Annotated in this window: 18 protein-coding genes; 13 read left to right on the top strand and 5 right to left on the bottom strand. The window is 63.1% G+C overall.

The genetic code is table 11. From position 1 onward, the window contains the following. Positions 1–40: 40 nt before the first annotated feature. The gene (locus NCR34_RS16040) at positions 41–919 is read right to left on the bottom strand and encodes a hypothetical protein (protein WP_250500445.1); all 879 of its coding nucleotides are present in this window, start codon (positions 917–919) and stop codon (positions 41–43) included. A 254-nt stretch (positions 920–1,173) separates the two neighbouring features. Between NCR34_RS16040 and NCR34_RS16035 the strand changes: the two genes are divergently transcribed. Continuing rightward, positions 1,174–1,449, top strand: a complete 276-nt coding sequence (locus tag NCR34_RS16035) for a putative hemolysin (protein WP_250500444.1) — start codon at positions 1,174–1,176, stop codon at positions 1,447–1,449. Between the two features lie 434 nt (positions 1,450–1,883). Here NCR34_RS16035 and NCR34_RS16030 read toward each other — a convergent pair whose 3' ends face one another. Then, positions 1,884–2,627, bottom strand: coding sequence for a response regulator transcription factor (locus NCR34_RS16030; RefSeq protein WP_206469465.1), 744 nt, complete (start codon positions 2,625–2,627; stop codon positions 1,884–1,886). A gap of 489 nt (positions 2,628–3,116) precedes the next feature. Here NCR34_RS16030 and NCR34_RS16025 point away from each other — a divergent pair, with 489 nt between their 5' ends. From NCR34_RS16025 to NCR34_RS16015, 3 genes are all read left to right on the top strand, one after another. Next, positions 3,117–4,409 carry an MFS transporter gene (locus tag NCR34_RS16025; protein WP_250500443.1) on the top strand — a complete coding sequence of 431 codons (1,293 nt, stop codon included), beginning with the start codon at positions 3,117–3,119 and terminating at the stop codon, positions 4,407–4,409. Between the two features lie 107 nt (positions 4,410–4,516). After that, the gene (locus tag NCR34_RS16020; RefSeq protein ID WP_250500442.1) at positions 4,517–5,953 is read left to right on the top strand and encodes an MFS transporter; all 1,437 of its coding nucleotides are present in this window, start codon (positions 4,517–4,519) and stop codon (positions 5,951–5,953) included. Between the two features lie 66 nt (positions 5,954–6,019). Next, entirely contained in the window at positions 6,020–6,187 is a 168-nt protein-coding gene (locus NCR34_RS16015) for a hypothetical protein (RefSeq protein WP_206469462.1), read from the top strand. Positions 6,188–6,262: 75 nt separating this feature from the next. Here NCR34_RS16015 and NCR34_RS16010 read toward each other — a convergent pair whose 3' ends face one another. Next, a complete protein-coding gene (locus NCR34_RS16010; RefSeq protein ID WP_206469460.1) occupies positions 6,263–6,535 on the bottom strand; it encodes a hypothetical protein in 273 nt (90 codons plus the stop codon). A gap of 120 nt (positions 6,536–6,655) precedes the next feature. Beyond that, the gene (locus tag NCR34_RS16005) at positions 6,656–7,492 is read right to left on the bottom strand and encodes a helix-turn-helix domain-containing protein (protein WP_250500441.1); all 837 of its coding nucleotides are present in this window, start codon (positions 7,490–7,492) and stop codon (positions 6,656–6,658) included. A gap of 235 nt (positions 7,493–7,727) precedes the next feature. Between NCR34_RS16005 and motA the strand changes: the two genes are divergently transcribed. Together motA and motB are read left to right on the top strand one after the other, a co-directional pair. Further along, positions 7,728–8,597 carry a flagellar motor stator protein MotA gene (gene motA / locus NCR34_RS16000; protein WP_248322488.1) on the top strand — a complete coding sequence of 290 codons (870 nt, stop codon included), beginning with the start codon at positions 7,728–7,730 and terminating at the stop codon, positions 8,595–8,597. Positions 8,598–8,630: 33 nt separating this feature from the next. Then, positions 8,631–9,614: a flagellar motor protein MotB gene (motB, locus tag NCR34_RS15995; RefSeq protein WP_250500440.1), complete on the top strand. Its 984-nt coding sequence runs from the start codon at positions 8,631–8,633 to the stop codon at positions 9,612–9,614. A 29-nt stretch (positions 9,615–9,643) separates the two neighbouring features. Here motB and NCR34_RS15990 read toward each other — a convergent pair whose 3' ends face one another. After that, positions 9,644–10,975, bottom strand: a complete 1,332-nt coding sequence (locus tag NCR34_RS15990) for an Nramp family divalent metal transporter (protein ID WP_250500439.1) — start codon at positions 10,973–10,975, stop codon at positions 9,644–9,646. A gap of 271 nt (positions 10,976–11,246) precedes the next feature. Between NCR34_RS15990 and NCR34_RS15985 the strand changes: the two genes are divergently transcribed. The 7 genes from NCR34_RS15985 (at position 11,247) to NCR34_RS15955 (ending at position 20,406) form a co-directional block, all read left to right on the top strand. Then, a complete protein-coding gene (locus NCR34_RS15985) occupies positions 11,247–11,525 on the top strand; it encodes a DUF4148 domain-containing protein (protein ID WP_250500438.1) in 279 nt (92 codons plus the stop codon). A gap of 164 nt (positions 11,526–11,689) precedes the next feature. Then, positions 11,690–11,953 carry a DUF4148 domain-containing protein gene (locus NCR34_RS15980; RefSeq protein ID WP_250500437.1) on the top strand — a complete coding sequence of 88 codons (264 nt, stop codon included), beginning with the start codon at positions 11,690–11,692 and terminating at the stop codon, positions 11,951–11,953. Positions 11,954–12,183: 230 nt separating this feature from the next. Then, on the top strand, positions 12,184–15,360 hold the full coding sequence (locus NCR34_RS15975) for an efflux RND transporter permease subunit (RefSeq protein WP_248322493.1): 3,177 nt from the start codon (positions 12,184–12,186) through the stop codon (positions 15,358–15,360). Positions 15,361–15,384: 24 nt separating this feature from the next. Further along, positions 15,385–16,659 (top strand): efflux RND transporter periplasmic adaptor subunit, encoded by a 1,275-nt coding sequence (locus NCR34_RS15970; protein ID WP_250500436.1) that lies wholly within the window; start codon positions 15,385–15,387, stop codon positions 16,657–16,659. Next, on the top strand, positions 16,656–18,107 hold the full coding sequence (locus NCR34_RS15965) for an efflux transporter outer membrane subunit (RefSeq protein WP_250500435.1): 1,452 nt from the start codon (positions 16,656–16,658) through the stop codon (positions 18,105–18,107). Before NCR34_RS15970 ends, NCR34_RS15965 begins: the two co-directional genes overlap by 4 nt. Positions 18,108–18,154: 47 nt before the next feature. Next, positions 18,155–18,868 (top strand): heavy metal response regulator transcription factor, encoded by a 714-nt coding sequence (locus NCR34_RS15960; protein ID WP_175941383.1) that lies wholly within the window; start codon positions 18,155–18,157, stop codon positions 18,866–18,868. Beyond that, a complete protein-coding gene (locus tag NCR34_RS15955) occupies positions 18,865–20,406 on the top strand; it encodes a heavy metal sensor histidine kinase (RefSeq protein ID WP_284506573.1) in 1,542 nt (513 codons plus the stop codon). The genes NCR34_RS15960 and NCR34_RS15955 overlap by 4 nt, the downstream gene beginning before the upstream one ends. Positions 20,407–20,418: the final 12 nt, after the last annotated feature.

Here is a 20,418-nt window from a genome sequence, read left to right as displayed (position 1 = left end):
CCATCCAACACTTGATGGCAACTTGAACGTCGTTACGCGTTTAGTCTTCCGAGTCGCCCTGCGCGAGTTTGAACAGCTCCGATAGGAACTCGTGATGCTGATCGAGATCGCTTCTGCTGAGCCTCAGCTTGTAACGTCCTTCCTTGGTGCTGTATTCGAGAACATCGAGCCCGGCTTCTTCTATCCTCGCCTGTATAGCCTCGCTCTGCGGGAGTCTTATCAAGACGCCCAACCAATTCTTTCTCGGCTTCAGTGCAACGAAATTGTCGGGTCGACCATTTCGGTCGGCAAGACCAATGTAGAACTTGTTGTACTTGAGTGAAAGTCCCGGATCGAATTCATTGATCAATCTGAGCACTTCATCCGCAAGGCCGACCGTAGACTTGCTACCGCGTTTCTCCCAATAGGCCCGGTCCGTTGTCTCAGCGACTTCTTCGTCTTCATCCACGAGTCCGAGCTTCCTCTCGTCGAGAACGGTCGTGAATACCAGCGAGATGTTCGCACCGAATCGGAATGCGCTTACCTGAATCGCGACCAGCGGAATGAATCCGTTGAAAAGATTCACGACATTGAGAAACCGGCTGGTTATGTCTTCGGCAACGATGACGGCGACATGTTCGTATTGTGGGTAGCGCTTGCGCTCGATGTCCCAATACTCAATGGTGCGAATGATGTGCGACTCGTCTGTCTTTCCTAGCTGAATCTCTATCTCGTATCGGCGACTTTCATCAGCATCCTGACAGAGAATGTCGAGCCGGCCCGCGCCACGGTGAATTCGTTCCTTGTCTTTTACGATGAGATCGCCGAGTCCGAGAATCGACGGGTCTTCAATGATGCGTTCCTGGATCCAGCGTTCACCAAACTCTGGATGATTTTTCAGTGAGATTCGTTCTGGTTTTAGGTAGCTCAACGTCGTCATTTGGCTCATTCCTTTGCTGCCCGTAATGGCTTACGTGCCATTGTATTCTCGGGCTCTTGCATATCGTACGCTTCTGTCCGTGACCGGTCGTCGAAGAGCGCCGCACCGGTTCGGCCCACCGAATCCGGGTCAGCTTGGCGACCGCAGCGGGGATCGCCGTCCGTTCGCGGAAACAAACTTCACGAGAGTTCGACGACGCCACAGGCGCTTGATATATTGACCCCGTTCGACTTTCGAATCGCTCGCCCCCAATCATGTTCAGGCTCGCCACTTTACTTGCCAGCATTTTTCTTTTGGTAGCTTGCACGTCGCCTGCCCCTTCGGTCACCGACGCTTCTACAACCCAGTCCGCTCCGCGACCCAGTGGCCCAGTAGGACTTCCGAATCCGGCGTCTGTCGATTGCGCTCGCCGAGGAGGCACGCTGCAATTCATCGACACCAGCGACGGCCAGATCGGCATGTGCCGCTTACCCAGTGGCAAGTCGTGCGAGGAATGGGCGCTGCTTCGCGGCGAATGCTCGCCAGACTAGAAGTAGCGGGGCCAAGTTCGGCGCGTTACGCCTGCGGTGCGACGCAGAGCATTTTTGAGATAGGTCCGATGGCAACCAAGACCACCTCATCTCAAAATTACTCCTGTCTGAACCGCAACCGAGTGAGAAGATTATGAGCCCGTTCTTTCTGATCGATGTCGCCGCCCTTTCCCGTAACACGCACGTTTCCCGCGATTCCCTGAAAGAAACAGTCCCTACGACAATGATCGAGACTCTGGTACGCCTGCTGACCTCACTGTTTCATTAATCGATGGGTGTTCGCATTAAACGGCGAAGCCAGCTTTGCGCGACCAATGCCGGCCTTGCCCGTCGCGCGAGCGGCAAGAGACAAACGCCGACAAATCGAAGCGCTAAACCGAAAAACAAAAATGCCGTCTCACGACGGCATTCCCATTCAGCTTCGTTCAAGCGCCTCAAGCAGCGATTCGCGCATGCTCGGTTTCCACGCGATCGTCGCCCGCGTCCTCGCCGTCATCGTAAAGATGGAGCAGCCGATAGCCGCTCTTGTACACCGGCTGCAGACGGAAGTGATTCACCGGCTCGATCTCGAGCGCGAGACGCAGGCGCGACACATGGCTATCGATCGTGCGCGTGGTTTCGCGGAATTCGCGACCCCAGACCATCGCGAAAATGTGATCGCGCGACAGCACCCGACCGATATTCGAGAAGAAAAGCTGCGCGAGCCGGAACTGCGTGCCGCTTAATTGCACCGGGCGGCCGCGCACGGTGACGGTCTGCTGGCGCGAATCGAAGCGATACGGCCCGATCTCCAGGCATGCGCTGGACGTCGTCGGGTACGCGCGGCGCAGCAAGGCTTCGACACGCGCGCCGAATTCGCCCGGACGGATGGGATAGACCACGAAGTCGTCCGCGCCCGCCGTCAGCGCGCAGACGACGTTGTGCTCGGCGCCATCGGCGGTGGCGAACATCACGGGAACGCGCTCGCCGAAGCTCGAGCGCACGGATTTCAACAGATCGAGACCGCAGAGGCCCGTCGAGTTCCAGTCGAGGATCAGGAGATCCACGGTCGAACGCGACAGCGCCTTGGAAAGCAGCAAGCCGTCGCCAAAGGTGACGACAGTGTGTCCGAGTCGTTTGACGACTTCGGCGATGAGATTTCGGTAACTTGGGTCGGTTTGCAAAACGGCGACGCGCATAGTGTCAAGCCTGATGAGTCTGAGGACATGGGCCGATACCGCTTCGCGCGGCATCTCCCCGGGCGTCTCGTTACAAAAAGAGACGGCAATACAGGCACGCATTCTGGTCAGCGCGCCCACCCTTTCCCATCGGACTCCTCCGAAATGTCAACGCATGTAACCGCAGCGCGCCGCCAATGGCGCGAGCGCGCCACATCTAAACGTGATTTTTTGTGTAGTGGCGACTTACATCCTGTAACATGCCGCCTTCGGCTTACATCGAGCCGAAAGTCCCCGCTTCCGCCGCCTTACCGAGACGGCGCGAGCGCAAGCTGCGACACGGCTGTCCGCCGACATGCGCAGCGCGGTGACGGGCGCGGTTTCGGACCGCGCCCCAGTCGTTCCCGTTTTCGCGCTCACCCGGCGCGTCCGACATCCCGCAGGGCATCGCCTCGTCCCATGCGTCGCTCGACCGCACGCGTGGCTTTTCTCATTACGGGTTCTCATTCGATGCAGGCAACACCTTTCGACGGCGCGTCGCACGCCGCCGGCCGCGCGCTCACGCGCGGCGATTACAAGACGCTCGCGCTCGCCGCGCTCGGCGGCGCGCTCGAGTTCTACGACTTCATCATCTTCGTGTTCTTCGCGCCGGTCATCGGCCAGCTGTTCTTCCCGGCGTCCATTCCTGACTGGCTGCGCCAATTGCAGACTTTCGGCATCTTTGCCGCCGGATATCTGGCGCGGCCGCTCGGCGGTATCGTGATGGCGCATTTCGGCGATCTGCTCGGACGCAAGCGGATGTTCACGCTTTCTGTCCTGCTGATGTCGGTCCCGACGCTCTTAATGGGCCTCTTGCCCACGTACGCGTCCCTCGGCCTGATGGCGCCCGTTCTGCTGCTGGTTTTCCGTGTGATGCAGGGCGCGGCGGTCGGCGGCGAAGTGCCGGGCGCGTGGGTTTTCGTCTCGGAGCACGTGCCGCGCCGTCACATCGGCTATGCGTGCGGCACGCTCACGGCCGGCCTGACCGCGGGCATTCTGCTCGGCTCGCTGATCGCGACGGCCATCAACAAGACGTTTGCTCCTGCCGATGTCGCGAGCTTCGCGTGGCGTCTGCCGTTCCTGCTCGGCGGGTTGTTCGGACTCTGCTCGGTGTATCTGCGCCGCTGGCTGCATGAAACGCCGGTGTTTGCCGAACTCCAGAAGCGCAAGTCGCTGGCGGCGGAACTGCCGCTGAAGGCCGTTTTGCGCGACCACGGCCGCGCCGTCATCGTGTCGATGCTGCTTACGTGGATGCTCTCGGCCGCCATCGTCGTCGTGATCCTGATGACGCCCACGCTGCTCCAGAAGCAGTTCCACATTGCGCCGGCCACAGTGCTGATCGCGAACTGCGCCGCGACGCTGTGTCTCACGGTCGGCTGCGTGCTCGCGGGCGCGATTGCCGGCCGCATCGGCGCGGGCAAGACGCTTTTCGTCGGCGCGTTCCTGCTGGCGGGCTCGTACTACGCGCTGTTCCAGCAAGTCGCGGTCGATGCCTCGACGCTGTTGCCGTGGTACGCGCTCACGGGCTTCACGGTCGGCGTGATCGGCGCGATTCCGTTCGTAATGGTCAAGTCGTTCCCGCCCGCCGTGCGCTTTTCGGGCATCTCGTTCTCGTACAACGTCGCGTACGCGGTGTTCGGCGGACTTACGCCGATCGTCGTCTCCCTGATGATGAAATCGAGCCCGGCCGCGCCCGCGCTCTACGTCGGCGCGCTGTGCGTCGTCGGCGCGGTGACCGCGCTCTTCATCAAGGAAGCACGCTGAGGCCGCGAGCCGTTTCGTCGTGACGGCAAGACAGTGGCGCACGCCTCGGCGGTGCGCCATTTTAATTTCAGGCGAGGCCGAAACATCCCGCGCGCCACGCGCCTACGATGAGCGGCATGAACTCGAACCTGTCTTCCCGCCAGTTGTGCGTCGTCGCCGCGACGAGTGTCGGCTTCGTCGTCTCGCAGCTCGATGTGTCGATCGTGAACGTCGCGCTCGCGAGCATCGCACATGATCTCGGCGCGAGCGTCGCGAGCCTGCAATGGACCGTGGACGCCTACGCGCTCGCATTCGCCGCGCTGATGCTTCTGGCCGGCTCGCTCGGCGACCGGTTCGGCGCGCGGCGGCTGTTCGTCTGCGGCCTCGCGATCTTCGCGTTCGCTTCGCTCGCCTGCGCTTTTTCCCGCGATGCCGCGCAGCTGATCGCCGCCCGCGCGATTCAGGGCGTCGGCGCGGCGGCGATGCTGCCGAATTCGCTCGCGCTGCTGAACGCCGCGTGTGGCCACGATCGGCGCGTGCGGGCGCGCGCGGTCGGCTTATGGACGGCGGCGGGCGCGGTGTCCATCGCGGCAGGGCCGATCGTCGGCGGAGCGCTGATCGCGGCGTTCGGCTGGCGCAGCATCTTCTGGGTCAATCTGCCGATCTGCGCGGCGGGCGTCGCGGCGACGCTCGCATGGGTGGACGAGACGCCGTCGCACGGGCGCGGCGACGGCATCGACGTGAGTGGCCAGGCGCTCGCCATCGTGGCGCTCACGGCGCTGGTCGGCGCGGTGATCGAAGCGAGGCCGCTCGGGCTGTCGCATCCGCTCGTGACCGGCGCATTCGCGATCGCGGTGACGGCGACGGCCGCGTTCATCGCAGTCGAGAGAAGAAGCCCCGCGCCGATGCTCCCGCTCGCGCTCTTTAGCGAGCGCACGTTCAGCGCTGCGGTGCTGTTCGGCATCGCCGTGAACTTCACCTACTATGGAAGCGTGTTCGTGCTGAGTCTGTATTTGCAACGCGTGCTCGGCCATTCGCCGTTGCAGACCGGCCTCGCGTTTTTGCCGCTCACGGGCGGTTTCCTGTTGTCGAATCTCGCGAGCGGTCCGGTGGTGGCGCGCTTCGGCTCGCGCGGCCCGATGATCGCCGGCGCATTGCTCGACGCGGTGGGTTTCGCGTCGCTCCCATTCGTCGATGCCCATACGCCGACGGTTGCTCTGCTGCTCCCGTTCCTGCTGATTCCGTCCGGCATGGGCGTGGCGGTTCCCGCGATGACCACGGCGCTCCTCGGCACCGTCGGCCAGCGAAGCGCGGGAACGGCGTCGGCCGTGCTGAACACCGCGCGGCAGGCTGCCGGCGCAATGGGCGTGGCCGCGTTCGGCGCGTTAGCGGGCCACGCGGGAGGCGCGGCGGCATCGGCGCAAATCGTCGATGCGGTGCGCTGGTCGGCGGCTGCATCGGTGGCGATGCTGGCGTGCGCGGCGGTCATCGCGCGTGGCGTGCGCGGCGGCACGGCGGCCGACGGCAATGAAGCCGCGAACCGACCGCGACGCGCGGTGAAATAGCGCGTGGGCATCGGCGGGAACACAGGTTGCGAACCGGCTCAAGTCACTTCAAGGAGAACCCGCATCATGTCCAGCCAGCCACACGCCCCGGAAGAAACCGTCGAACCGGACCCGGACAAGTTGCTCGATCCGGATGCGGCGCCGAATCCCGACGATCCCGACATGCCGGACGGTCCCGATTCCGCGATGCCGCTCGTCCCGGCCGATCCGAAGAACGGCGAGCCGCGCATGTAGCGGCCCGTTCATGTCCGCATGACGAATGCCCGCGCACCCTTCCGGGCTGCGCCGGCATCGGTCGGATAAAAACACCTAGAGGCTTGTCGTCTGAACCTCGCCGGTTTCCAGCGCGCGTTCGATCAACGCGTCCTGCTGCGCCTTGCGCACGGCGTCCGCGACGAACGTATCCGGCGCTTCCACTTCTGCCCTGATCGTGCCGATGATGCCATCGGCCTGGACGATGACGAGCGATTCCGCCGAGTCCGCCCGGCTGATGATGACGCGCTGCGGTCCGCCGCCTTCCGCGATGCTCGCGCAAAACTGCATGCGCTCGCCGCCGATCACGTGTTCGAATGTCTGAATCATGGCTGCCTTCTGCGTTGGTTGGACAAAAGCTGACGCAGGCACCGGCGCGCACTTGGCAGCGCGCGCCGCTCCCCTCCTGTTGATTGATTCGCGCGGCGGCAGCAGGTTCCACATCACCCGTCAGCGACGCTCGCCGTGCGCCCGATGGAGTATGCGCGCGGTGGCGTCGTCTGCGGGGAAAAAGGCTTCGATTGCGAGCTCGGAGAGCGTGATATCGACCGGCGTGCCAAACACCGTCGTCGTGCTGATGAGCGACAGCAGGCCGAACTCCGTGCGCAAGCGCAGCGGCACGACGACAGAATCGGTTGCGCCGCGTTCGGCGCGTCCCGCGTGCGGCGGCGCAGGATACGCTTCGAGTTCGTCGAGCAGCGCGGCGAGCGTCGGGTCGCCTGACACGTCGATCTGCCGACGCAGCCTCGCGAGCAGATGCGCGCGCCACTCGTGCCAGTTCTCGATGACGCTCGCGAGCCCGCGCGGATGCAGCGAGAGGCGCAGCACGTTGACCGGCGGCGCAAGCAAGGACGCATCCGCCGACGCGACGAGCGGTTGCAGCGCGGCGTTGGCGGCAATCATCGTCCAGTGACGATCCACCGCGAGCGCGGGATACGGCTCGTGGCCTTTCAACACGAGTTCGACCGCACGTCGCGCGGGTTCGAGATCCGGGTCCGCGAGTGGCCGCTCCTTGTACAGCGGCGCATAGCCCGCTGCGAGAAAGAGCGCGTTGCGCTCGCGCAAAGGCACGTCGAGTTGCTCGGCGAGCCGGATCAACATGTCGCGGCTCGGCACGGAGCGTCCGGATTCGATAAAGCTCAAGTGGCGCGTCGAAACGTCCGCTATACAAGCAAGCTCGAGCTGACTCATGCGCCTGCGTTGACGCCATTCGCGCAGCAACATGCCGACCGTGGCAGGCGTGACGCCCGGCGCGCGCGGCTTCGCTTCTGTGAGTGTCGTGTCCATGCGCCGATGTTAGACGAAGCGCATGGCAGCAATCCATTACCTTGCGCGTAAAGCACGCGCGTAAGTTTTACCTTGGGCGAGGCCGCGTCGAAATGTTTGCGGGCACCACCCTAAATGTCGGCGTGTACTGCGCCGTTAAAAAGCCCAGCATCATCCAGACAATGCATTGCGAGCCGTGCGTGTTTCGCTGACGAGCGCGCACGGCTCGCAACGCCCGGACATTTGCGGAGAAATCATGTTTGTCGTTATCGGATGGGTAGTCGTCATCGGCTCCGTCATCGGGAGCTTCATGGGGGTCGGCGGTCACCTCGCGGCCCTCGTTCAGCCTTTTGAATTGCTGTGTATCTTCGGCGCGGCCATCGGGGCTTTCGTCGTATCGAACCCCACGTCCACGCTCAAGAAAACCTTGCAGGCGCTGCCCAAGGTATTCAAAGGCGGCGGGTATAGCAAAGAGAAATACCTGTCGCTCATCGCGTTGCTGTACGAACTGCTGCAAAAGGCCCGCAAGGAAGGAATGATGGCGCTCGAAGCAGACGTCGACGCGCCCGAGTCCAGCCCCGTCTTCCAGAAATACGAACACGTGATGGCGGATCATCACCTGCTCGACTTCATCGTCGATTACCTGCGCATGATGTCGGCGGGCAACGTGAACGCGCTCGAATTGCAGGACCTGATGGACGAGGAACTGGAGACGCATCACACGGAAAGCGCGGTGGCCGCGAACGCCATTCAGAAGATGGCCGATGGCTTGCCTGCATTCGGCATCGTGGCCGCGGTAATGGGCGTGGTGCATACGATGGGCTCGGTGGGCGCTGCGCCCGCCGTGCTCGGCGAGATGATCGCGGGCGCGCTCGTCGGCACGTTCCTCGGCATCTTGCTCGCATACGGCTTCATCGGCCCGCTCGCCGACCTGCTCAACGCGAAGGGCGCGGCAGAAGCCAAGCCGTTCCAGTGCGTGAAGTCCGTGCTGCTCGCGTCGATGAACGGCTACGCGCCGACGGTCGCTGTCGAGTTCGGCCGCAAGGTGCTCTTCACGGCGGACCGTCCGAGCTTCAAGGAACTGGACGACGCCGTGCGCGCCACCAAGACGCCGAAGTCGGCCTGACCCGCTGCTGCGTAGACACAAGGAGCATCGTTCATGGCTGAAAGACCGTCACGCGACCCGTTGCAATCCGTGCTCGCGCCCACTGTCGTCGTGCGTCGCAAGAAGAAGGGCGGCGGCCACGGCGGCCATCACGGCGGCGCGTGGAAGATCGCCTACGCGGACTTCGTGACTGCAATGATGGCGTTCTTCCTCTTGATGTGGCTGCTCGGCTCCACGTCGAAGTACGACAAGGAAGGCATCGAGCAATACTTCAATACGCCGCTCTCGGCGCTGTTCGGCAGCGAAGGCGGCGCCTCCGCGCATACGAGCGTCGTCAACGGCGGCGGCAAGGACCTGTCCAGCTCGCGTCCCGGCGAAGCCAACAAGAGCCAGACGCAGCCGGTGCCGCCTTCCATCGCGCGCGCGGCAGTCGCTGTCGACGACATGCAGCGCCTGCAACAACTGAAGCAAAAGCTGACCGCGCTGATCGAGAACACGCCCGCATTGCGCGCGTTCAAGGATCAGATCCGCATTGCGATCACGAGCGAAGGCTTGCGCATTGAGATTGTCGATTCACTCAAGCGGCCGATGTTCGCATCGGGCAGCTCGAAGCTCGAAAGCTATGTGACGACGATTCTGTCGAACATCGGCGCATCGCTCAACGACGTCGACAATCGCGTGTCGATTGCAGGCCATACGGATGCCGTGCCCTACTCCGGCAATCAGAAAGGCTATTCGAACTGGGAACTGTCGAGCGAGCGCGCGAACGCGGCGCGGCGCGCGCTGGTCGCCGGTGGCATGAACGAAGGCAAGGTACTGCAAGTGCGCGGTCTCGCAGACGCCCTGCCGCTCAACAAGGACGTCATCGACGAGCCGACGAACCGGCGTATCAGCATTCTCGTGCTGAACAAGGCGGCTGAACTCGCGTTCTTCCGCGATGGCGGACGCACGACGGTCGATCAGGCACTGCCTGCCGACGCTGCGATTCCCGCTGCCGTCGCGGCGAAATCGAATACGCCGGTCGCGGTCGTCAAGTAAGCCGTGAGTGGTTCGCGTAAGTCTCGCGCTTATGCGAACCACTCTGTCGCGGTCTGCACGACGAGCCAGATGTTCGCGGCGCTGATCACGACGAAAAGCAGCCACGCGATCACCTTCGTATGCGACGCGTTCGCGAAGCTGCCCATGAGCGCGCGATCGCTCGTCATGCGAATCAGCGGATACAGCGCGAACGGCAATTGCAGACTCAGCACGACCTGGCTCGCGACGAGCAGCTTGCCGACCGCGCCGTTGCCGAGCATATAGACACCGATCAGCGCAGGCACGAGCGCGAGCGCCCGCGTGATGAAGCGCCGCTGATAACACGGAATCTTCAGGCGCAGAAAGCCTTCCATGATGACCTGCCCCGCAATGGTCCCCGTGAAGGTGGAGCTCTGACCCGAAGCGAAGAGCGTCACCGCGAACAGAATAGCCGCAAGCCCGCTGCCGACGATGGGCGCGAGCAGCTTGTATGCGTCCTCGATCTCGGTCACTTGCGTGTGACCTGTCGCATGAAACGCGGAAGCCGCGAGAATCAGGATCGCAGCGTTGATCAGGAGCGCAAGCATCAATGACGCGATGGTGTCGAGCCGCGAAAGCCTGATCGATGAAGCAAGATCCTTCGGCTCGCGAGTGACCACGCGTGTCTGCACGATGGACGAATGCAGATACAGGTTATGCGGCATCACGGTCGCGCCCAGAATGCCGATGGCGAGATAAAGCGGCTCGCGCTCGGACAGCACGTTGAACGACGGCACGAGTCCCGCCGCGACGGACGGCCAGTGCGGTTTGACGAGCGCCAGCTCCACGATGTATCCCACGCCGATGGTCGCGATGAGCCCGAGCATGATCGCTTCGAGGTCGCGGAAGTTCTTGCCCTTCAGCCCCAGCACGATCAGCGTGTCGAATGCCGTGAGAATCACGCCCCACATCAGCGAACAGCCGAAGAGCAGATGAAACGCGAGCGCGCCGCCGAGCACTTCGGCGAGATCGCACGCGATGATCGACAACTCCGCGAGCATCCATTGCGCATTGGCGACAGGCTTCGCGTAACGCTCGCGCGACAACTGCGCGAGATCGCGGCCGGTGACGATGCCGAGGCGCATCGACAGGCATTGCAGCACCATCGCCGCGATGCTCGACAACACGACGACGAACAGCAGGCTATAGCCATAGCGCGAGCCTGCTTCGATGTCGGTTGCCCAATTGCCCGGGTCCATGTAGCCGATCGAGATGAGCAGCCCCGGCCCCGCGAATTGCAGCAGCTTCTTCCAGAGCGGCGTGCCCGGCGCAACGATGACGGAGCCTTTGACTTCTGACGGGCAGAACGGAGCGGTAGCGGTAGTCGGCAGCTTGAACGGCAATTGATCGTATCCGGTTGGATGAAAAAAGGCGCGGCGTCGAGCGCTTCGCCGGATGGGCGGGCCTCGCGCGCAGGCGAGTCTATCACTGGCCGCGCCGTCTTTCAGGCAGCCGACACGCACGCGCCGCTGACTGAAACGTCATGTGCGCGCCAGCATCTCGTCACGGTACGACAAATAGAATTCAGCCGTGGCGAAAGCGCTCTTCTCTGCTTTCGCTCCTCTTTCCCGACCGCATGCCGCGATCGCCAATCACCCGTAACAGGAGTTCGCCATGAAACTCGTCATGCGTATCGTCGCCGCCGCGCTCATTGCCTCGCCCGTCGCCGCGATGGCCCAGCAAGGCCTCACGCGCGATCAGGTCAAGCAGGACCTTCAGCAACTGGAGCAGGCCGGCTATCGGCCGGCGGCACGCGAGGCGTTCTATCCCAACGACATCGAGGCGGCCGAAGCGCGCGTGCATGAAGGCACGGCGTATGGCGCATCGCCGGAAGGCACGTCGGCCTCGGGCGGTGCTTTGTCGAATACGCCTTCGCAGCAGATGCCGCAATAGTCCGCGCATTCGTTCACTGCATTCCCTCGCAGCGTTCGATAAAACCGCCGCAAACAGGCGAATTCTTGCTAACGCTCGTATTTACAATGGACCGGTCCACGGCGGCTCTGCCGTGGACGCGCATTGGATTTGCGTCCGTCCATCATCTGCATGAGGAGTTCGCCATGAAGCCAGTCACGCGCATTGCCATCGTTGTGTTCGCACTCTCGCCGCTTGCCGCCGCCGCGCAGTCGAACGGTTTGACGCGGCAGCAGGTCCACGACGACCTGATTCGAGCCGAGCGGGCCGGCTACTTTCCGGGCGTCGACGATCAACGATATCCCGGCAGCTTCCTTGACCGACGCGAGGGCATCTATACCGGCGCAAGCGTGTATCGCTCCGCGACTCCGCAATCCTCATCCAACGACACCAACGTTAACGTGAACTGATGCCGTCATGGAGCGACCGCCTCGCGCGGTTGCTCCGCGATTCATAAACGTCCGAACGTTCGCGCGTAATCGATCGAATATGACGGCAGCGCCATTTTCGCGTCATTATCTCGTTGGTGCCCGCGCACTACCATAGCGGCACCGAACGTAAGGCGCCCGCCTCTTCGTGGAACGCCGCGCGCTGACAAGCGCGATTCCGGCGCCCTTCCCCGCACTCTCCTAACGACTCAATGTGGATCGTCAACGTTGCGCTGAAGCGCCCCTATACGTTCATCGTCATGGCCATCATGATCGTGCTGGCCACGCCGTTCGTCCTGTTGACGACGCCGGTAGACGTGCTGCCAGAGATCGACATTCCCGTGGTCAGCATCATCTGGACGTACACGGGCTTGTCCTCGCAGGACATCGCCAATCGCATCACGTCCGTCAACGAGCGCAGTCTCACGACGACGGTCAATAACATCGAGCACATCGAGTCGCAATCGCTTCCGGGCATCGCCATCATCAAGCTTTTCCTGCAGCCGACCGCCAACATTCAGACGGCGATTGCGCAGACGGTCGCCGTCGAGCAGGCGCAGCTCAAGCAGATGCCGCCGGGCGCGACGCCGCCGCTCGTCATCAGTTATTCGGCGTCGAGTATTCCGGTGATTCAGCTCGGCCTGTCGAGTCCGAAGCAGTCGGAGCAGGAACTGAACGACACCGCGCTCAACTTTCTGCGTCCGCAACTGGTGACCATTCCGGGCGCGGCCGTGCCGTATCCGTATGGCGGCAAGACGCGCCTGATTTCCGTGGACCTGAACACGCGCGCGCTTCTTGCCAAGGGTCTCACGCCGATAGACGTGGTGAGCGCCGTCAACGCGCAGAACCTGATTCTTCCGACCGGGACCGCGAAGATCGGCTCGAAGGAATACACGATCAACATGAACGGCTCGCCGACGACGGTTGCGGGCCTGAACGACATCCCGGTGCGCACGGTCAACGGCGCCACCACGTACTTGCGCGAAGTGGCGCACGTGCGCGACGGCTCCTCGCCGCAGACGAATATCGTGCGACAGGACGGCCGGCGCGGCGTGCTCATCTCCGTGTTGAAGAACGGCAATGCGTCGACGCTCGCCATCGTCAATACGTTGCACAGCCTCTTGCCGCAAGCGCGAGCGGCGCTGCCGCAAGATCTCAAGATCACGGCACTGTTCGACCAGTCCGTCTTCGTCAAGGCCGCCGTTGAAGGCGTGGTACGCGAAGCGCTGATTGCCGCCGCATTGACCGCCGCCATGATCCTGCTGTTTCTCGGAAACTGGCGCAGCACGTGCATCATCGCCGTCTCGATTCCGTTGTCGATTCTTTCTTCGCTGCTCGCATTGCATGCGCTCGGGCAGACCATCAACATCATGACGCTCGGCGGCCTGGCGCTTGCTGTCGGCATTCTGGTCGACGACGCGACGGTGACGATCGAGAACATCGAGCGCCATCTGCACATGGGCACGGACCTGCACGAAGCGATTCTCGAAGGCGCGGGCGAAATCGCCGTGCCTGCGCTCGTTTCCACGCTATGCATCTGCATCGTGTTCGTGCCGATGTTCTTCCTGACCGGCGTGGCCCGCTACCTGTTCGTGCCGCTCGCGGAAGCCGTCGTCTTCGCGATGCTCGCGTCGTATGTCCTGTCGCGCACGCTCGTGCCGACGCTCGCCATGCTTTTGATGGGCCACGCGCACGCAGCGGATGCGAAGGCCAAACCAAATCTTTTCATGCGGCTGCATCGCCGGTTCGATCATGGCTTCGAACGCATGCGCGCTGCTTACATCGTCATTCTGAGCAGCCTGCTCGTGCGGCGACGCGTCTTCGGCTCGCTATTTCTGGGGTTCTGTCTGTTGTCGGCAGGACTGGTATTCGTGCTCGGCGAAGACTTCTTCCCGAGCGTGGACGCCGGCGATATCCGCATGCACATGCGCGCCCCGACCGGCACGCGCATCGAGGAAACGGCGCGTCTTGCGGACGAAGTGGAGAAGGTCGTGCGCAAAGTCGTGCCGCAGGACGAACTCGCCACCATTCTCGACAACCTCGGCCTGCCGTATAGCGGCATCAACTTGTCATATAGCAACGCGGGCACGATCGGCACGCTGGATGGCGAGATACAGGTCGCGCTCAAGCCCGATCATGCGCCGACTCAAACCTACATCGACCAGTTGCGTTCCCTGCTGCCGCGCCTTTTTCCCGGCGTCGAATTCTTCTTTCAGCCAGCGGATATCGTCACGCAAATCCTGAACTTCGGTCTCCCCGCGGCCATCGACGTGCAGATTCAAGGGCAAAACCAGCAAGGCAATTTTCAGGTCGCTAGCAACCTGATGAAGCAGATACGCATGATCCCCGGCAACGTGGACACGCATATCCAGCAGAAGCTCGACCAACCCACGCTCAATCTCGTGATGGACCGCACGCGCTTGCAGCAGCTCAATCTGTCTGCGAGCAATGTCGCGCAAAACGTGCTGATTTCGCTGTCGGGCAGTTCGCAGACGTCGCCGGGCTTCTGGTTCAATCCGCGCAATGGCGTCGAATACAACATGGCAGTGCAGACGCCGCAGTATCAGATATCGTCGGTCGATGAACTGATGCGCACGCCCGTCTCCGCGCCCGGCACGGGGCCGACGCAATTGCTCGGCAACCTCGTGCGTTTGTCCCCGCAGAGTCAGTTCGCGGTCGTGTCGCACTACAACATCCGCCCTGTCATCGACATCTTCGTGAGCGTGGAAGGACGCGATCTCGGCAGCGTCGCGCGTCGCGTGAACGAGCTCGTCGATCAGGCGCGCGGCACGCTGCCACGCGGAAGCCAGATCGCCGTGCGCGGACAGGTGGAGACCATGCGCACATCGTTCTTCGGTCTGGGCGTCGGCGTCGCGATGGCGATCGTGCTCGTGTATCTGCTGATCGTCGTGAACTTTCAGTCATGGATCGATCCGCTCATCATCGTGAGCGCATTGCCTGCCGCGCTTGCAGGCATCATCTGGATGCTCTTTCTCACGGGCACGCATCTGTCCGTTCCGGCGCTGACCGGCGCAATCATGACGATGGGCGTCGCCACCGCCAACAGCATCCTGATGGTGTCCTTCGCAAGGCAACGCCTCGCGGCCGGCGCGCCGCCGCTCACGGCCGCGCTCGAAGCCGGCGCGAGCCGCATTCGCCCCGTGTTGATGACCGCCTTCGCGATGATCATCGGCATGATTCCGATGGCGCTCGGCCTCGGCGAAGGCGCGGAGCAGAACGCGCCGCTCGGCCGCGCGGTGATCGGCGGCCTGCTTTTCGCAACGGTATCGACGCTCTTCTTCGTGCCGCTCGTGTTCGCCGGCATTCACGCGCGGCTCGCACGCCGCGCGCGGCGCAAAGACGAAGCGCAGCATCACGATCAACACTGAACCGCATCACGCCCGAAGCCGAACATGACTGAAAAGAACCACGCATCGCTGGCCATTCCCGCTCGGGATCCCGACGAAGGCCCGGCGTTGCCGCCGCGCAATCTCGAATGGAAGCGCGCGAAGATTGCAATCGTGATCGTGCTCGCGCTGCTGGCGATAGGCGCCGCGCGCACGGTCGTGAGCGACCTCATGCATAACCGTTCGGTCGCCACGCGCACGCAGCAGAACGCGCAGCAATACGTCAACGTGGCGTCGCCGACACAGACGGACGGCAGCGGCGAGACCACGCTGCCGGGCACGTTGCGCGGCTTCGTCGAGTCGCCGATCTACGCGCGCGCAACCGGTTATCTGCTGCACTGGTACGTCGATATCGGCGCGCGCGTGAAACAGGGACAATTGCTCGCCGATCTCGACACGCCCGAGATCGATCAGGAACTCGCGCAGGCCGTCGCGCAACGCGACCAGACCGCATCGAGCCTTGGGCTCGCGAAGACATCGCTCGAACGGTGGAAGCAACTACGCCAACGCGATGCCGTTTCCCAGCAGGAACTCGATGAACGCCAGAGCACCTATAACCAGGATGTCGCGAACTTCGCCGCCGCCGATGCCAACGTGAAGCGCCTGCGCCAGCTCGAATCGTTCAAGCGTATCGTGGCGCCGTTCGCTGGCGTCGTCACGCAGCGCAATGTGGATGTCGGCGATCTCATCGATGCAGGCAGTGGCGCAAGCCGCGCGCTCTTCGCGCTCGCGCAGTCCGATCCGTTGCGCGTGTATGTGCAACTGCCGCAGGCCTACGCGCAAAACGTGTCGGTCGGGCAGCAGGTGGTCGTCACGCAAGCCGAGCTGCCGGGACAACAGTTCCACGGCAAGATCACGCACATCTCCGGCGCGATCGACGTGCCCACGCGTTCGCTGCAAATCGAAGTGACCCTGCCCAATGCCGATGGACGTCTGCGCCCCGGTGCGTATGTGCAGGTCGCGGTGCCGTCCGTCGCGCATGCGCGTCTGATCGTTCCCGGTAATGCGTTGCTATTTCGCTCGGAAGGTCCGCGCCTGGCCGTCGTCGATTCGAGCGGACATGTGCATCTCCACAAGATCGTGATCGCGCAGGACCTCGGGCAGACGCTGGAAATCGAGAGCGGCATCGAAGCGAACGACAAGATCATCATCAACCCGAGCGACTCGGTGGCGGACGGCGATCATGTCGTGATCGCACCGCAACAAGGCCAGCCGCACGAGCAGCAGCAACAACCGCAGCAACCCGAGCAGCAGGCGAGCGACAAGAAGGCCGCATCATGAGACGCATCGCCTCTATCGCGTTGCTGTCGATGCTCGCGGCCTGCACGGTCGGACCCGACTATCAGCGCCCGCTTGCCGAGACGCCGCCGACATGGAAGACGGACTCGTACTGGCGCGTGGGCGAGCCTTCGCACGCGCCGCTCGCTCTCGACTGGTGGCGCGGCTTCGATGACGACATTCTCGACGGACTCGAAACGCAGGCGCTCGCGCAGAACCAGACGCTCGCCGCCGCGAGCGCGCATTACGAGCAGGCTCGCGCTACACTCGCGCAGACGTCATCGCTCGCGCTGCCCGAAGTAGATCTTGGCGCACAGGCGGCACGCACGCGCACCTCGCGCAATCGCCCGGTGAACAGCTACAGCACGCCGAGCATGTCCACCGTGCAGAACGATCTCAAGCTCGCGCCCACGGTCGATTATGACCTCGATCTGTTCGGCCGCATTCGCCGCGAAGTGGAAAGCGCGCAGGCATCGGAAGACCAGACGCGCGATGACCTTGCCAACGCGCGCCTCGTCTTGACTACCGATCTCGCGAGCGCTTACTTCTCGATGCGCGAACTCGATGCTGAGATCGACGTGCTCAATCGCTCGGTGCAGTTGCAGGAGAAGGCGCTCGACTATGTGAACACGCAGCACAGTCTCGGCGCGGTATCCGGCCTCGATGTGTTGCAACAGCAATCGCAGCTCGATTCGACGCGTGTGCAAGCGCAACTGCTGCTCAATCAGCGCGCGCAATACGAGCATGCAATCGCCGCGCTGGTCGGCACGCCCGCGCCGCAATTCTCGATTGCCGCGAGAGTCGATGAACGCCCGATTCCGCCGATACCGCTCGGCGTGCCGAGCGACGTGCTGCAACGCAGACCCGACGTCGCGTCTGCGGAACGCGCGATGGCCGCCGCCAACGCGCAGATCGGGGTCGCGAAAGCCGCGTTCTTTCCGAGCCTCACGTTGCACGGCTCCATCGGCTGGGAAAGCACCGCGCTCACGAGCCTGATCTCCGCGCCGAGTCTCTTGTGGACCATCGGCACGATGGCGAGCCAGGTCGTGTTCGATGGCGGCCGTCGCTCGGCGGCGGTCGCATTCGCGAGCGAGGGGTATCGCGCAACCGAAGCGAATTACCGTCAGACCGTGTTGAACGCGTTCCAGCAAGTACAGGATGGCATCGTCGGGCTCTCGGTGCTGGATGGCGCAGCGAAACAGTCGCATGCCGCCGTGATGGATGCGCAGCGTCTGCTCTCGCTCGCGAATGACCGCTATTCCGGCGGCCTCGTCGCCTATCTCGATGTCATCACGGCGCAGCAGCAGCTGCTTACGAGCGAGCGGCAGGACGTGCAGATTCGCGGCCAGCAGCATACGGTATCGGTCGCGCTCGTGAAGGCATTGGGCGGCGGATGGGATGTGAGCGAGCCGGCGCAGACGCAAGATGTCGCCGACGCGCGTGCCAAGTGAATACCGCCGCGACACAATAAGCACACACTGAACACACAGGTGCAGGCATGAAAGTCCTGATAGTGGAAGACGAACACAAGGTGGTCGATTACCTGCGTTCCGGCCTGACCGAGCAAGGATGGGTCGTCGATGTCGCGATGGATGGCGAAGAAGGCACGCATCTCGCCGTCGAATACGACTACGACGTGATCGTGCTCGACGTGATGCTGCCGCGGCGCGATGGCTTCGCCGTGCTGAAGGCGCTGCGCATGCAGAAGTCGACGCCGGTCATCATGCTCACCGCGCGCGATCACATCAATGACCGCGTGCGCGGACTGCGCGAAGGCGCGGACGACTACCTCACCAAACCGTTCTCTTTTCTGGAACTTGTCGAGCGGCTGCATGCGCTCGCACGGCGCACGCGCGCGCAGGAATCCACGCTGATTTCGGTCGGAGATCTTTACGTCGATCTCATCGGACGACGCGCCACCCGTGACGGCGTGCGTCTCGATCTGACCGCGAAAGAGTTTCAGCTGCTGAGCGTGCTCGCGCGTCGTCACGGCGATATCCTGTCGAAGACGGCGATCACCGAGCTCGTATGGGAAGTGGATTTCGAAAGCCATACGAACGTGGTCGAGACCGCGATCAAACGCTTGCGCGCGAAACTCGACGGACCGTTTCGCACGAAGCTGCTGCATACGGTGCGCGGCATGGGCTACGTGCTCGAAGTGCGCGAGCCGCGCGACGCACGTGACACGAGGGAAGACGCGAGGCCATCATGAACGTTCCGTGGGCAGCATCGCACGAGGGTCCGCACGCACAGAATCTGCCGCGTTCGCAGCGTTCCATCGCGCGGCGGCTTGCGGTCATGTTCGCGCTCGTCGCGCTGTTCGTGTTCTCGCTCGTGGGCTCGGGGCTTTTTCTCGTGCTTCGCGTGCAGCTCGAACAGCACTTGCGCGATTCGCTCGATAACCGCGCCGAGATTGCGCGGCTCATCGTCACCCATGTGTCCAACGCGGACAAGTGGAAGATCGCGAAAGAGAAGCTCGCTGACATAACGCCGCGCGACGGCTCCACGCTCTTCGCGGTGACGAGCAACGACGCGCGCTTCAGCTACGGCACGCCGCCTGCGGGGCACGTCACCAAGCGCGTGCTCGGCGGCTATGCGCGCTTCAAGCCCGAAGGCCGCGCGTACGACATGCTGATGACCACGCTCACGATCCCGCCCAACGCCGACCGTCCGCCGCTACAGCTTTTCGTCGCGGTGGACTGCTCGCCGAACGTGCGCACCATGCGCGTATTCGGCGTGGCGCTTGCCGCGCTGACGGCGCTCGCGACCGTCGCTGTATTGCTGCTGAGTTACTCGGTCGCGCGGCTCGGCCTGGCGCCGCTCACGCGACTCACGCGCGATGCGCAGAGCGTGAGTCCGAACAATCGCTCGCAACGGCTCAACACGCGCTCGTTGCCGTTCGAACTGGAAGACCTTGCGAAGTCATTCAACGGCGCGCTGGAGCGGCTCGATCATGCATATGGCCGCCTCGAAGCATTCAACGCCGATGTCGCGCACGAACTGCGTACGCCTGTCACCATTCTCATCGGTCAAACCGAAGTGGCATTGACGCGGGACCGTCCGATAGAAGAACTGCGTCATACGTTGCAGTCGAATCTGGAGGAATTCGAGCGCGTGCGCGCGATCATCAACGACATGCTGTTCCTCGCACGCGCCGATCAGGGCGAACGCGCGACGGGCCTCGTGGAAGTGTCGCTTGCCGCGGAAGTGCAACGCACGCTGGACTTCCTGGAGATTCCGCTCGAAGAAGCGCACGTGCGCGCGGTATCGAGCGGAGATGCGCGTGCTTTCGTGAACACATCGCTATTCGGACGCGCATTGTCGAATCTCGTGATGAACGCGATTCAGCATTGCGCGCCGGGCGCGATCATATCGGTGTCGATCAAGCGGGAGCAGACGCGCGTGCGCATAGCGGTCGCCAATCCCGGCGAGCCGATTGCGCCGCACATCATGGAACATCTGTTCGACCGCTTCTATCGCGCGGAAAGTTCGCGAACGAATAGCCGCGAGAATCACGGGCTCGGGCTTGCCATCGTGAAAGCGGTCGCCGAGATGCATCGCGGCACGGTGTCGGCCACGAGCGAGAACGGCATCAATACATTCGCGTTCTCCGTCGCGCGCTTCGGCAACGACGATCGGCCGATGCACGAACTACGCATGCGCGGCACTGAGCACGCCCTTGCGAAGAACGGCGCGCCGCACTCATCGCAAGCGCGCGAAGGCAAGATCGGCGTGCGGCCCGCCGGATAGACGAGGCGAGGG

Origin of the sequence: Caballeronia sp. GAWG1-5s-s (assembly GCF_023631445.1) — a bacterium.
In the GTDB taxonomy this organism is placed as follows: domain Bacteria; phylum Pseudomonadota; class Gammaproteobacteria; order Burkholderiales; family Burkholderiaceae; genus Caballeronia.
Note: the sequence above shows the minus strand (reverse complement) of the source record. Positions and strands in the feature narration are given on the sequence as shown.

What these genes read in the sequence shown, in the direction of transcription:
- NCR34_RS16015 (WP_206469462.1), top strand. Translation starts at nt 6,020, where the DNA reads ATGTCCAGCCAGCCACACGCCCCGGAAGAAACCGTCGAACCGGACCCG.
- NCR34_RS16020 (WP_250500442.1), top strand. Translation starts at nt 4,517, where the DNA reads ATGAGCGGCATGAACTCGAACCTGTCTTCCCGCCAGTTGTGCGTCGTC.
- NCR34_RS15965 (WP_250500435.1), top strand. Translation starts at nt 16,656, where the DNA reads ATGAGACGCATCGCCTCTATCGCGTTGCTGTCGATGCTCGCGGCCTGC.
- NCR34_RS15980 (WP_250500437.1), top strand. Translation starts at nt 11,690, where the DNA reads ATGAAGCCAGTCACGCGCATTGCCATCGTTGTGTTCGCACTCTCGCCG.
- NCR34_RS15975 (WP_248322493.1), top strand. Translation starts at nt 12,184, where the DNA reads ATGTGGATCGTCAACGTTGCGCTGAAGCGCCCCTATACGTTCATCGTC.
- NCR34_RS16005 (WP_250500441.1), bottom strand. Translation starts at nt 7,492, where the DNA reads ATGGACACGACACTCACAGAAGCGAAGCCGCGCGCGCCGGGCGTCACG.
- NCR34_RS15955 (WP_284506573.1), top strand. Translation starts at nt 18,865, where the DNA reads ATGAACGTTCCGTGGGCAGCATCGCACGAGGGTCCGCACGCACAGAAT.
- NCR34_RS16040 (WP_250500445.1), bottom strand. Translation starts at nt 919, where the DNA reads ATGACGACGTTGAGCTACCTAAAACCAGAACGAATCTCACTGAAAAAT.
- NCR34_RS16035 (WP_250500444.1), top strand. Translation starts at nt 1,174, where the DNA reads ATGTTCAGGCTCGCCACTTTACTTGCCAGCATTTTTCTTTTGGTAGCT.
- NCR34_RS16010 (WP_206469460.1), bottom strand. Translation starts at nt 6,535, where the DNA reads ATGATTCAGACATTCGAACACGTGATCGGCGGCGAGCGCATGCAGTTT.
- motB (WP_250500440.1), top strand. Translation starts at nt 8,631, where the DNA reads ATGGCTGAAAGACCGTCACGCGACCCGTTGCAATCCGTGCTCGCGCCC.
- NCR34_RS15985 (WP_250500438.1), top strand. Translation starts at nt 11,247, where the DNA reads ATGAAACTCGTCATGCGTATCGTCGCCGCCGCGCTCATTGCCTCGCCC.
- motA (WP_248322488.1), top strand. Translation starts at nt 7,728, where the DNA reads ATGTTTGTCGTTATCGGATGGGTAGTCGTCATCGGCTCCGTCATCGGG.
- NCR34_RS16030 (WP_206469465.1), bottom strand. Translation starts at nt 2,627, where the DNA reads ATGCGCGTCGCCGTTTTGCAAACCGACCCAAGTTACCGAAATCTCATC.
- NCR34_RS15960 (WP_175941383.1), top strand. Translation starts at nt 18,155, where the DNA reads ATGAAAGTCCTGATAGTGGAAGACGAACACAAGGTGGTCGATTACCTG.
- NCR34_RS15970 (WP_250500436.1), top strand. Translation starts at nt 15,385, where the DNA reads ATGACTGAAAAGAACCACGCATCGCTGGCCATTCCCGCTCGGGATCCC.
- NCR34_RS16025 (WP_250500443.1), top strand. Translation starts at nt 3,117, where the DNA reads ATGCAGGCAACACCTTTCGACGGCGCGTCGCACGCCGCCGGCCGCGCG.